The organism is Streptococcus suis, from assembly GCF_002964575.1.
Classification (GTDB): Bacteria; Bacillota; Bacilli; order Lactobacillales; family Streptococcaceae; genus Streptococcus; species Streptococcus suis_R.
This window is the reverse complement of sequence record NZ_POQQ01000076.1, coordinates 22,636-35,710: the sequence shown is the minus strand read 5'-3', so window position 1 is coordinate 35,710 and position 13,075 is coordinate 22,636. Positions and strand designations below refer to the sequence as shown.

The 13,075-nt window shown below is 43.2% G+C and carries 12 protein-coding genes; all 12 read right to left on the bottom strand.

The window, feature by feature from the left end; genetic code table 11:
• Window positions 1-599 precede the first annotated feature (599 nt).
• On the bottom strand, window positions 600-1,607 hold the full coding sequence (locus C1E58_RS09845; RefSeq protein WP_193441745.1) for a sugar transferase: 1,008 nt from the start codon (window positions 1,605-1,607) through the stop codon (window positions 600-602).
• Window positions 1,608-1,659: 52 nt separating this feature from the next.
• A complete protein-coding gene (locus C1E58_RS09840; protein WP_105210213.1) occupies window positions 1,660-2,109 on the bottom strand; it encodes a pyridoxamine 5'-phosphate oxidase family protein in 450 nt (149 codons plus the stop codon).
• 140 nt (window positions 2,110-2,249) lie between these two features.
• Entirely contained in the window at window positions 2,250-2,921 is a 672-nt protein-coding gene (locus C1E58_RS09835; protein WP_105210212.1) for an amino acid ABC transporter permease, read from the bottom strand.
• 59 nt (window positions 2,922-2,980) lie between these two features.
• The gene (locus tag C1E58_RS09830) at window positions 2,981-3,862 is read right to left on the bottom strand and encodes a transporter substrate-binding domain-containing protein (protein ID WP_105210211.1); all 882 of its coding nucleotides are present in this window, start codon (window positions 3,860-3,862) and stop codon (window positions 2,981-2,983) included.
• Window positions 3,863-3,987: 125 nt separating this feature from the next.
• Entirely contained in the window at window positions 3,988-5,436 is a 1,449-nt protein-coding gene (locus tag C1E58_RS09825; RefSeq protein WP_105210210.1) for an amidase, read from the bottom strand.
• Between the two features lie 93 nt (window positions 5,437-5,529).
• Window positions 5,530-6,666: a molecular chaperone DnaJ gene (dnaJ, locus tag C1E58_RS09820; RefSeq protein ID WP_105210209.1), complete on the bottom strand. Its 1,137-nt coding sequence runs from the start codon at window positions 6,664-6,666 to the stop codon at window positions 5,530-5,532.
• 307 nt (window positions 6,667-6,973) lie between these two features.
• Window positions 6,974-7,609, bottom strand: a complete 636-nt coding sequence (locus C1E58_RS09815; RefSeq protein ID WP_105210208.1) for a DJ-1/PfpI family protein — start codon at window positions 7,607-7,609, stop codon at window positions 6,974-6,976.
• Between the two features lie 258 nt (window positions 7,610-7,867).
• Window positions 7,868-9,691: a molecular chaperone DnaK gene (dnaK, locus tag C1E58_RS09810; protein ID WP_024417547.1), complete on the bottom strand. Its 1,824-nt coding sequence runs from the start codon at window positions 9,689-9,691 to the stop codon at window positions 7,868-7,870.
• A 228-nt stretch (window positions 9,692-9,919) separates the two neighbouring features.
• Window positions 9,920-10,432, bottom strand: a complete 513-nt coding sequence (gene grpE, locus C1E58_RS09805; protein WP_105210207.1) for a nucleotide exchange factor GrpE — start codon at window positions 10,430-10,432, stop codon at window positions 9,920-9,922.
• 11 nt (window positions 10,433-10,443) lie between these two features.
• Entirely contained in the window at window positions 10,444-11,478 is a 1,035-nt protein-coding gene (gene hrcA / locus C1E58_RS09800; RefSeq protein WP_105210206.1) for a heat-inducible transcriptional repressor HrcA, read from the bottom strand.
• A 214-nt stretch (window positions 11,479-11,692) separates the two neighbouring features.
• Entirely contained in the window at window positions 11,693-11,956 is a 264-nt protein-coding gene (locus C1E58_RS09795) for a hypothetical protein (RefSeq protein ID WP_105210205.1), read from the bottom strand.
• Between the two features lie 254 nt (window positions 11,957-12,210).
• Window positions 12,211-13,071 carry an Rgg/GadR/MutR family transcriptional regulator gene (locus C1E58_RS09790; RefSeq protein WP_105210204.1) on the bottom strand — a complete coding sequence of 287 codons (861 nt, stop codon included), beginning with the start codon at window positions 13,069-13,071 and terminating at the stop codon, window positions 12,211-12,213.
• Window positions 13,072-13,075 lie beyond the last annotated feature (4 nt).

Genomic DNA, 13,075 nt, shown 5'->3' with positions numbered 1-13,075 from the left:
AATTAGAACAAGACTAACAGAATCGTACCCTGTCCAGTTAGTCTTCTGATAGACTACGTCGCTAGCATATCATAAATATATACAAAATATCAAGTATTTTATTTAGATTCGCTCTATTTTTGTCATTTTAATAATTTTAATAATTTTTAACCTGTTCTTTTCCTACTTCCTTTTTTTAGTCTCTGACCCTGGACTACAAGGTCCACAATAAGTCTGTCTAACAGTTTATCATTTTTCACGTTTTTTTCAAGTATTTTGCATATATTTTTATTTATTTTCATCAGAAGATAGGCGAAATCGACCAATAATAAGAATTTTCGTTTTTTACCCCCCCCCCAGACTATTTTATCGGTATAATCCGAACATTTATCCGAACTTTTTTTGAATTTTTTATCCAGAACGATACGTTTACAAGAACGTTATAGATTGGTGCTAAAATTTTGCTCAGCCCCAAACAGTCCTTGGAATCCTGTATAATATGCATGTTTGTTCATAAAATGTCAATTTTATCCATAAGAAAAAATGAATGCTAATTTGGTTTTCAGAAAAAAACTCCAACCTTCAAGTTTCCTTGAGGTTGGAGTTTTTTGCTTTATAGATTAGTCTGCAACTCGGTTGGAGCCTAGGGCTTCAAAGACAGCATTAACCAAGAGTTTCTTAGTAAAGTATCCCTTACGCACCAGAGGACTGTAGTTTCGGACCTGCTTCACTAATTTTTGGTAGGTCGCTTCATCCATCGCTAGAATTTTTTCAATTGCTTCGTCCAGACTTTCAACGACTAGGCCCAACCCGTGTCGCTCAATTAGGTCTTGGTTGGCAATACCCTTTTGGACAATGACTGGTATGCCCGCAGCTATAAAGGCTCCTAGTTTATAGGGACAGTAAATCTTCTGATAGCCTTTGTCATGATCGTCCATCCATACCAAGCCAAAGCCACCTCTGGACATTTCGATGAGTAGCTGTTGGTCAGGGCGGTAGTTGAGCCTGTTCACCTGCTCCGGATAATCCAGCAATTCATTGGTATAGACATTGAGCTTGACAGGGTAATCCCACTCCTTGATGAAACCAAAGCGTTTTGGCGAACCAGGGAAATGGATCAGGTGCTGGAAGGTTGCTGGGAGTTGAGGAGAATCGGTTGGATGATCCCACATGCCTTGTACAATCGTTTTTTCGACCGTCAACCCTTCTTCTCTGAGCAAGTCAAGCATCTCCTGGCTCGGCGCAATAATGACATCTGCTTTATTATAGTAGTCAATGACCCGCTGCATTAAATAATAATTACTTTCAAACATGAGCGGAACTACGTCATGAATGAAGATGACCAGTTTGACTTGATAGGCTTTGATTTTGGCTATCAGGCGGTCATCAAATTCGGTGGCATTCCAAGTCGGGGTCTGAAAAATGACCACATCCCCATGGCTCAAACCCGCTATGATTCCATCCATCCGTCTGCTCAATTCAGCAGGATTGTCCACGGACATGTCATAGGAGTATATCCCCATTTCACGATAACCCAAGCTTACTGCAATATCGGTCACCATATTTTGTCCGATTTGGGCGGTAGATGATGCCGCATGTCCGTTTAGATTCGTAATATATACTCTCACTCATTCCCTCTTTCTCTGATTCTTACTGTTGATTTGCTTAGACGCTTCCTTATTAGATGGTTCTTACGGCTCCTGATGGGCTGTTGAGCTCAAAGACATACTTGTGCCCCTGGGTCAAACTATGATAGAAGCCTTTTCCTTCATAGATCTGGAAAATTTGCATGGTCTTGCGGCTTTCTTCATCCTTATAGACATGTTGGACATAGGGATTATCTGCAAAAACCTTTTCCAAGAGTTCTTGGCTAGCTGGTCTGGCCTTACCTTCAATCCGAATGACTTGAATCAGGTAGTCTTCCTCCGATAAGGCTGTGACGGCTAGGCGCTCATCTCCCATCAATTGGTGGTAAAAATGAGTTTCTGATCCTGTCATAAAGAATACTCCTTCTTCCGTAGCAGCCGTGATATGAATCGGTCTGGCATGAGGAGCTCCCGTCTGATCAACTGTCGCAAAGATTCCAACCTTCATTCCCTCTAGAATTTCCATAATCTGTTTAAATTCCATAATGCGCCTCCTAGGCATATTTCTCTCTTGATTATAGCAAATTCCACAGTGAAAGTTAAGAAAAAGCTTTTCTATTTTATCAAACTGGAAATCTGCAGGTATTAAAAAAAGATTGAAGAAAATTTCCTCCAATCTCAATCTTAATAGGTTGCCAGGCTTTTTTCAAGATGCACCTGTCCGACAGCATAGAGGGTACAAATAACCCAATAAATGAGAGCTACGCAGATATAGACTGTCATGTAGTCAGATTTAGCTCCGCCGACGATCTTGGCCTTATTGAAAATCTCTGGCACTGTAATCATGGCTGTCAACGAGGTACTTTTGACCATATCCAAGAGAACATTGCTAAGGGGCGGAAGGGCAATGCGGAAAGCTTGGGGAATGATGATTTTCCGATAAATCACATTGGTCCGCAAACCCAGGGAACGTGCCGCCTCCCATTGTCCCCTGTCAATAGCTGAAAGGGAAGCCCGAATAATCTCAGAAATATAGGCGCTGGACATAGAAGTGAATGCAATAATGGAAGCCGAAATAGCATCTAACTGCAGACCCATGAAGGGCAAGCCAAAATAGATGAAAAAGAGGAGAACCATAAGAGGAATGCCCCTCATGAGAGAAATATGTGTCATGGCGAGCCAGCGCAGCGGCGCTAACTTGGACATGCGAAGTAGGGCAACAAAGAAGCCAAGGAAGGTCCCTAGAGCAAATCCGACTAAGGACAAGGATAAGGTATAGGGGAGTCCTTCTAAAATAAGAGGAATTGCTTCTGCAGCTAAGTTCGGATCAAATATAGCATCCCAATTGATGTTCATTTTTTCGCCTTTCTACTCAATTGAAAGAAAAGATTGCTCTGCAATCTTTTCCTCATAGTTTAATCAACTTCTACTACTGGCAATTCATCTGCACCTTCGACAGGTTTTGTTAAATCTTGACCAGCATAGTGTTTTTCAGAGATGGCTTTCAAGCTACCATCTTCCTTCATTTCTTTGATTACTTTGTCAAGTTCTTGTTTCAAGCTGTCATCTTCTTTGCTCATTACAATCACAGATTCATTTGGATTGTATTTTACGTCACCCATTTTTACTTTAATATCAGGGAATTTTGCAGTAATCACTTTAACAGCGATAACCTGTGTATAGTAGTCATTAGGGATAAAGTCTGTACGTCCAGTTGAAACATCACGGAGATAGACATCGTTTGTAACGTTATCATAAATAACTGGTTCTGCCCCTTGCTTTTCAGCAATTTTCATAAAGGTAGTCCCAGCACCACCACCCGCTTTTTTACCTTTCCAGTCTGAAAGATCTGCTGCAGTGATATTTGAAGAGCCGTCCTCACGGACAATCATACCGCTAACAGAATATTTGTAGGCTTCTGATAAGTTATATTTTTCTTTACGATCAGCTGTTGGTTGCAAGTTGTTTACAGATACATCAACCTTTCCTGAATCAACTGATGTCAAGGCTTCTGCTACCCCAACTTCTTGAAACTCAATTTTCACACCCAATCGCTTACCGATTTCATTCATCATGTCGACTTCATATCCGACCAATTCTTTATTATCGTTGTAGTATGAAGTTGGAAAGAGGGTTCCTGGCGTAGCAACTTTCAAGACTCCAGCTTCCTTGATTTTTTCCCACTGGGTTTGGCTTGCTGAGGAAGAGCTTTCCGTGGTTGTGCTATTATTGCTTGAGCAAGCTGCAAGCGTAACGGATGAAACAAGAAGGGCTGTTGCCAACAATTTTTTCAACATAAGGTCTAATCTCCTTTAGAAGTTTGAACTTCTCTTATTCTTTTTCTTGGTGTTAACCCACCAACTTTTACAGGGTAACATTTTGCAAACCTTTTGGCAAATAATTGAACCGAAAAATGGAGACATTATTTGTGAAGCAGACCTGCTTGCTCCAACTGGTCTGCCAATTGTAAGAGCAAATCCTCTCGCCCCTTGGCTGCTGTGAATTGAACGCCGATTGGCAGGCCTTGTGGAGTCTGATAAGTTGGCAAGCTGATAGCCGGTTGGCCGGTGATGTTTGCCTGTTGGGTAAAGGGTGTCCAGGCTAGACTTTCTGCAAACATCTCCCAAATTAAGCTCTGTTGCTCTGCCATTGTCAACTCCTGTGTGTACAACAAGCGGTCCAGCATCTCTTGCGAGTGAGTGAACTGGTCTAGCTTGGGAGCTACATCCGATACGGTCGGCGTCAGAAGGAGATCATAGTGTTGATGGAAATCCGCCATGATGGCACTGTAGCGGTCCCAATCCTGCAAGACCTTAGAATAGAGCTTAGCCGGAACAGTCTGCCCACTCTGGTAAATGGCCCAAGTCATCAGTTCCATATCATCAACCGTCATGGACCGACCCAGCCCCGCTTCAATCTCGTCAAACATCTGGGCTGTTTCAACACTGTTCATCAGGTAATAGGCCTGCATGACTTCTATCCCGTCCAAAATAGGGCTTGTTAGCTCGATAATCTGGTGTCCCAGTGCTTCTAAGTGTGGCAGAAGGGATAGAACAGCCTGTTTGGCATCAGCGGAAACCGGACTGCCAATCGGCGATTCCAGACTGTAGGCAATTTTCATAGCTTTATGCTGTGGTGCAAAGAGACTCTGCTCAGAGAGGAGAGCCAGTGGAAAAGGAGCCTCTACCTGATAGGCTTGCAAATGATAGAGCAGACGCTGGGTATCTCGAACCGACTTGGTCAGTGCGAAGTTGCTGGAAGCTCCTTGCCAGCCACGATAGGAAGTTGGGCCAACAGGAATGCGGCCCCGACTAGGCTTGAGACCGATCAAACCATTGAAGGAGGCGGGAATACGGATAGAGCCGCCACCATCTGAAGCTGCCGCTAAGGGTATCATGCCAGAAGCCACCGCAGCTGCTGCTCCTCCACTGGATCCACCTGCGTTGCGGCTCAAATCTAGGGGTAGCTTGACCGGCCCATGTAGGCTGGAGTCTGATATGTTCTTAAAACCAAACTCTGGCGTATTGGTCCGACCCAAGATGATAAAACCCAGATCCTTGAAAGCCTGTACCAATTTGTCTGTATGGCCTGCTCGATAATTTTGGAACAAACGGGAGCCTGCCGTTGATATTTGACCTGCTTCATTTTGCCCCAAATCTTTCAACAAAAGAGGAACACCACCAAAGGGCTTATCTTGAAAGTTCCCTCTTTCTGCTTCTTGCAGGGCTTGTTCGTATTGCTTGCTGACGACTGCATTGAGGGTGGGATTGAGATTTTCTATTCTGTCAATGGTTTCTTGTACCAATTCCTTGGCAGAAACCTGTTTTTGATTGACAGCCTGAGCCATGGCTGTCGCATCTTTCCATTCCATAGGCTTCTCCTTGTATTTTTTTATTAGCTTATCATGAAAGTAAAAAATCAGCAAGCCACGCTTACTGATTTTGAGTATTCCGATAAAAGCAAATTACAGCTCTTCAAAAGCATCTTTTACCTTGTCAAAGAAGCCTTTTTTATGGGGTTTGATATCAATGTTTCCTGCTGCTGCAAATTCTTTAAGAGCTGCACGTTGACGGTCGTTCAGACCTGTAGGGGTAACAATATTGACCGTCACATACTGATCACCGATAGCCCCGCCACGAACACTTGGAGCTCCTTTGCCTTTCAGACGGAAGGTCTTACCTGTCTGTGTTCCTTCAGGGATCACCATATCCACATCACCGTGAACGGTTGGCACATGGACTGTATCACCCAAGGCTGCCTGAACAAAGTTGAGGTCTAATTTATAATAAATTGTTGTCCCCTCACGCTCAAACTTATCTGAAGCCTGGACTTGAATGACCACATAGAGATCTCCGTAAGGACCACCATTAAAACCTGCTTCCCCCTGACCTGCCAGACGGATTTTCTGACCAGTTTCCACACCTGCTGGCACCTTCACTGTTACTGTATGGGCTTGTTTCTCATGACCGGTTCCGCGACAAGTTGTACATGGATCCTTAATTTGTTTACCACGACCATGACAGACATCACAGGTCATTTGACGGCGCATGGTACCAAGTGGTGTTTGCGTGTCCACATTGATAATCCCTGAACCGTGACAGCGTCCACAAGTTACTGGGCTAGTACCAGGTTTAGAACCTGAACCCGTACAAGTCCGACAAGTAGCTTCACGGTGATAAGAAACTTCTTTCTCTGCGCCGAAAATTGCCTCTTCAAACTTGAGGTTGACACGGTATTGGAGGTCATCCCCTTGACGAGGAGCATTAGGATTGCGGGTCGCACCGCCACCACCAAAGAAGCTTGAGAAGATGTCTTCAAAGCCACCGAAACCAGCTCCATCGAAACCACCAAAACCACCAGCTCCGCCGCCGAAGCCTCCATTGGCACCCGCAGGACCAAATTGGTCATAGGCAGATCGTTTTTGAGGGTCGCTCAGAGTCTCATAAGCCTCTTGGACCTCCTTGTATTTATCCTCCGCACCCGGATCCTTGTTAATATCTGGATGGTATTTCTTTGAAAGCTTCCGATAAGCCTTCTTAATCTCGTCTGGCGAAGCATTCTTGGAAACCCCCAGACGATCGTAAAATTCTGTGTTGTTCATATAAGATACTAAGGGCGTAAAGCGGACACAGCCAAAATAGGAGTTTTGACGTAGGACCTCACCGTCCTAGGAAAAACTATCTTTTTGGCACAGTCCGTAGCCCGTGTTCGATTACGAACACTTTCCTTTCTATCATGGTTTTGGAAAAGTGAAAATAGGAAACTGACGCAGTGTGTAAAACACACTAGGAAGTTTATCTTTTTCACTAGGTTTTTAGCCTGTGTTCGATTAACCGAACTTGTATTCCTTTCTTTGAAATATTGAAAGTAGCCCGTGTTGGATTACGAACACTTTCCTTTCTGTAAAATTAGTTAGGATCTTTCTCAAATGTTGCTTTGAACTCTTCAAATTCCTCGTCAGACAATTCGAAAATAAAGTCTTCCGCAGAGTAATCATCATTTTCTTTGAAGTACATAGTCGCATCTTCAACCAATCTTAGACTGGTGAGAACCTGACGCGAAAAGGCATTGACTGTAAAGCCAGTTCCTGTAATGATATTGCCATCTTCACAGACTGGTAAGGGACGAAAATTTTCTCCAGGTAGAAAGTCAAAATAGTCCATGAAATTTTGCCAAATACCACCTGTATATAAGGTATTCTCCAATAATCCAGCCTTAGCAAGCAGGATCGGAGCAGAGGAAATCGCTGCAATTTTGATTGGTTTACCATCTAAGCCAGCCAGAAATCGAATGAGGTGCTCATCTCTCAAAGCCGGAGTGAAGTCAATCGTCCCTGGACAAAGAATACAATCATATTCCTCTATATTTATCTCTTCTAAGATTTTGTTAGCATGACAAGGTAGACCGTCCTCCGAATAAATCGTTTCCGTAGTGGAAGCAATAAAATCAATCTTTCTCCCAAAATTCAACACCAATGTGCTAGTCAAAGGAGCTATCTCATAGAGAGAAAAATTAGGATAGAGCAAACAAGCAACTTTTTTCATGAAAAGCCTCCTCATCAGTTATTTACCCAAAAACAGAGGCTGGGTTGCAACCTCTGTGATTGGAATCTTGATTTACTAATGATTTATTTTCTCGGGGAGATGAGAACTGAGTTCGAGCTAAGAACTTCGGAAAAAAGATAACTTTCCATGTCCTAGATACTCAAAGAAATTCAAGACTAGGCTAGGCAACTGGACGAAGATTGAACTGGAGTTCATCGAGGAGAGTTAACGAAGCCTAGTGAAGAATTTCGAAGAGTACTACTTCTCAGTAAACTCGCCGTCTACCACATCATCGCCTGCGTTGTTAGCTGTTTGGGCACCTTCTTGGCCTGCGGCTGCTTGTTGTGCTGCTGCGGCTTGCTCGTAGAGTTTCACTGCAAGAGCTTGGGCTTTTTCGTTGAGGTTTTCCAGTTTAGCCTTCATGTCGTCCAAGTTATTGGCTTCTTGGGCTGCTTTCAACTCATCAAGAGCTGCTTGAGCTTGGTCACGTTCTGCGTCGAAGCCTTTGCCTTCAGTTTCTTTAAGAGTTTTCTCAGTCGCAAAGATAGCTTGGTCAACATCGTTACGAAGGTCCACTTCTTCCTTACGTTTCTTGTCTGCTTCAGCGTTTGCTTCTGCATCTTTCATCATGCGGTCGATTTCTTCATCTGTCAAACCTGAGTTAGACTGGATAACGATTGTTTGCTCTTTTTGCGTACCAAGGTCTTTGGCTTTTACAGAAACGATACCGTTCTTGTCAATGTCAAATGTTACTTCGATTTGTGGAATACCACGAGGCGCTGCAGGGATGTCAGTCAATTGGAAACGACCAAGAGTCTTGTTGTCTGCTGCCATTGGACGCTCACCTTGAAGCACGTGGATGTCAACAGCTGGCTGGTTGTCTGCCGCAGTTGAGAAGACTTGTGATTTAGAAGTTGGGATCGTTGTGTTGCGGTCGATGAGTTTTGTGAATACGCCACCCATTGTTTCGATACCAAGTGACAATGGTGTTACGTCAAGAAGAACGACGTCTTTAACATCACCAGTGATGACACCACCTTGGATTGCCGCACCCATAGCAACAACTTCATCAGGGTTCACAGATTTGTTTGGCTCTTTGCCAGTTTCAGCTTTTACAGCTTCTACAACGGCTGGGATACGAGTTGAACCGCCGACAAGGATGACTTCGTCAATTTCTGACAAGCTAAGACCTGCATCTGAAAGAGCTTGACGAACAGGAATTTTTGTACGTTCTACAAGATCGTAAGTCAATTCGTCAAATTTTGCACGAGTCAATGTCATTTCCAAGTGAAGCGGACCTGCTGCACCTGCAGTGATGAACGGCAAGCTAATTTGAGTTGATGTTACACCCGAAAGGTCTTTCTTCGCTTTTTCAGCCGCATCTTTCAAACGTTGAAGGGCCATCTTGTCAGCTGACAAGTCGATGCCATTTTCTTTCTTGAATTCTGCTACCATGTGGTCGATAATCTTTTGGTCAAAGTCGTCACCACCGAGCTTGTTATCACCTGCTGTTGCAAGTACATCAAAGACACCGTCACCAAGCTCAAGGATTGACACGTCAAAAGTACCACCACCAAGGTCGAATACCAAGATTTTTTCATCTTTGTCAGTCTTGTCCAAACCGTAAGCAAGGGCTGCTGCAGTTGGCTCGTTGACGATACGTTCTACTTCAAGACCAGCGATTTTACCAGCGTCTTTGGTTGCTTGACGTTGAGCATCGTTGAAGTAAGCAGGAACAGTGATAACGGCTTTAGTTACTTTTTCACCAAGGTACTCTTCAGCGTAGCCTTTCAAGTATTGAAGGATCATTGCTGAGATTTCTTGTGGTGTATATTCTTTACCGTTTGCTGAAACTTTTTCAGAAGTTCCCATTTTTGATTTGATAGAGATGATGGTATCTGGGTTAGTCACTGCTTGGCGTTTTGCCGCGTCACCAACGATGATTTCACCATTTTTGAAAGACACAACAGACGGAGTTGTGCGGTTTCCTTCTGGGTTTGCGATGATTTTTGATTCAGTTCCTTCAAGAACTGCAACTGCTGAGTTTGTTGTACCTAAGTCAATACCGATAATTTTAGACATGTGTGTTACCTCTTATTTTAGTTTTCTTTTATTCATTCATAGTTTACCGTCATTGCAGACGAGGTTTTTTTCATAGTTTTCGAGTAACTCTTGTCGCTTTAGCGACCTTAGAGTTACCGACACAAAGTTTGCCCTAGAGCTAGGAGCCTCGCGACGAAGCGATTGGGTGCAAACTACTGTGCATGACATCTCGGTCAAGTTTTCTTTTTTGGGAAAATAGCAGAGCGACTACTCTGATACGACTACCATAGCCGGTCTCAACAGACGTTCATGCAGCTTGTAGCCTTTTTGGAAGACTTGTGCAATGTGTTCTGCTGGGCAGTCGTCTGTGGCTGGAACTGTTTGAATGGCCATGTGAAGATTTGGGTCAAAGACATCGGTTGCGACTTCCTCCACCCCTTCTTCTTTAAGGGCTTGAATCAAGCTTTCCTGTACCATTTCCAAGCCTTTTTTGACATCTTCTGTCAAGCCTTCGACTTGAAGGGCACGTTCCAAGTTATCCAAACTCGGCAAGATTTTCTTGGCCAAGTCTTGCGAACGGTAACGCTGAATGGTTTGGCGTTCTTCGTTGGCACGGCGTTGGATATTTTGCATTTCAGCGTGGGCACGGAGGTACTTGTTTTCAAATTCCTCTGCCCGCTCATTTGCCAAATCCAATTCTGATTTTTCTGGCGTGTCCACAACTTCTTCTGTTGCTTCAACCTCTTCTACGATTTCTTCGTTTTTGATTTCTTCTGACAAAGCATTCTCCTTTAATTGACTTCATAATGATTACTACTTAAATATCGGTAGTAATCGGTTAATTTCATAAATAGGACGCGGCTGATGATGTTGATCAAACTCATCTGCCTACGGTAGTCCATGTCAACAGGACCAAGCAAGCTCATCTGGGCCATGCCCCGATAGGGGATTGGAAAGCGATGATGAATGACCGTCACATCCGCTAGGGCTGGATCACGATGTTCCGCCACAGAAATGCTGGTCTGCTGGTTTGGCGCCAAGCCTTGCCGCAACTCTGGGGCTAATAGCTGTGGGCTATCCAAGAGTTGATAGGTGGCCAGATTGCCATAGGTCAGCGAAGCAACCTTTCCGCTAATAAAGACTGATTCTTGGAAGAGATTGGCAAAGATGTAGTCCATCAGATCCAAGACATTGTCCGTCGTGGTAAAGTAACGCTGCACCACTTGGGGAATCTCCGTCCGCAGCTTGTAGTGGATTGCCAAGACCGTCTGGTCAACGAAGCGTTCATCCACCAGGCGTTTGAGCACTTCCAAGTCCCTGGTCAAAAAGTTCTTGGGAATGGCAAACTGAACAGTGACAGGTTTGGACTGATCCAAGGTCAAGACTGCCAGAGCATCGTGGCTGCTGAGTTGCACGATGTCAAAGGAAGTCAACTGCTGACTGGTCGGCTCCACATCTAAGATGACCGAAGTGTAGCCTGTCAAATCTGCTAGGACTGTACTAGCCCGCTCCAAGATGTCTTCCAACTTGAAGGCTTCAAAGTCGAAGGCTTTGACCACCTGATAAACATCTTCTTCATTGATGTGTTCCAAGTTAAGCGAGTGGTTGACAAAGTATTGAAAACCAGCCCGACTGGGCATCCGACCACTTGACGTGTGAGCCTTTTCTAGCAAGCCCAACTGCTCTAGCTTAGCCATATCATTGCGAATGGTGGCCGAACTAGAAGCAATCATCTCCTGCAAGGCCTTAGAACCAACTGGCTCATGGTGGCGCGTAAACAATTCAACAATCAGATTTAAAATATCATTTTGACGTTGGGTAATCATCTCCGCTCCTTTCATGAACAGTGTTGATTTTTATATTTTTAGCACTCTATAACGATGAGTGCTAAACTTTATACTCCCATTATACGCCGAAAAAATGGATTGTCAAGAGAAAAAGACAAAAAATTAGCACTCTTTTACCTAGAGTGCTAAAAATCAGTCTGAAGACCTAGAATGGTGGATTGTCAAGAAAAAAATCAGAGAAAACTCCCTGATTTCATTTCTTGATTGTTTTAGAAAATGGTGTTTTATGTGTCGTGATAAAGTTTTCAAGCCGGCTAGCATCATCGCTCTCTGTCGCTACTTCTTCCCTTTCCTCATCCGTGTCCTGTTCTTCATCATCTGAAAAATCGACTTTTCCAAACAGAACTACCTTGCCCTCCGTTTCAGCACTTGCTGAACTGCTATTCGTTGCTAGAAGCCCAACAGTTACAAAACCTAGCATTGCAAGAGTACCTAAAACAAGTAATTTCTTCATCATTATTTCCTCCAAGATAATTAAGAACCTGTATTCACAGTTCAGCACTTCTAGCTAAGGCTAGTTTTTCAGCTACTCATCGTTCATTTTTTTCAAAATACAGTCAGTATTCCCTCAAAAAACTGCTTTGATTAGCGAAAAACTATCTCTTATCTAAAAGCACTTTTCTTGTGAATACAGGTTCTAAACATTGTTTTGTAAAGTTGTAAAACTTACAAGTATCATCTTACAGGAAATAACGAGCCACTTAAAATTCATTACATATCTGTAACTTTCTCAATTTCCTTATTGATCTGGTGGATTAAATCATAGCAATCTAAAAATTTGGCAATATGCAGACATTCCTTCATTATTTCTAGACCATTATCATTTCCATTCATGTAGGACAAGCGTGCTTTTAGGAGCTTAAGCAGCAAGCGATCCCGCATATTCTTTTCCATGATATTGACAGAGTCAAGAATTTTGAGAAAGCGAATAGCAGCAAGCTCCTCTCCCCTATCTAACAAGCTACTAGAAATATTGATGAGTACCTTATAGACATTATCTCTATTTTCTGTGATATCCATATAAAACTTGGTTCGATTGAGAACTTCCATTCCCAGAACTTCTAACATCTTGCTAGGAAGACCTCTGCTACAATTTCCGAAAATCCAGAGTTCGAATTTCCCCCAATCATCTATGGACATTAAATAGTCCGATAGAATAGCTTTTTCGTCCTCAGAAACATCATAATCAGGATCGCACCATTGCTGCTTGAAAATATGAAAGGCTGCGACCATTACCCTATCAAATGGACGACCATCCTTTTCAAATTCTGCTTGATGGTACAAAATTTTATTATCCATATACTGAGCGTTGTGACTATAAACTGCACGGACGAATTCTTCTGAGGAAAACAAATTATCTATCTGAAAATAGGACTGGTAGAGGGTAGAAAATTCGCCCTCTACCACATTCATCCGTCTCAAGCAATGAAAAAAAGTATCTACAGAAAGATTGCTCTTTCCATTTTCAAAGCGTGATAGCTGAGCAGGTGTCACGAAATCCCCAGCCACTTCTTTTAGCGACATATTTTTTGATTGGCGAATGAGTTTAAAAATTTTTCCATAACTCCCCATTATA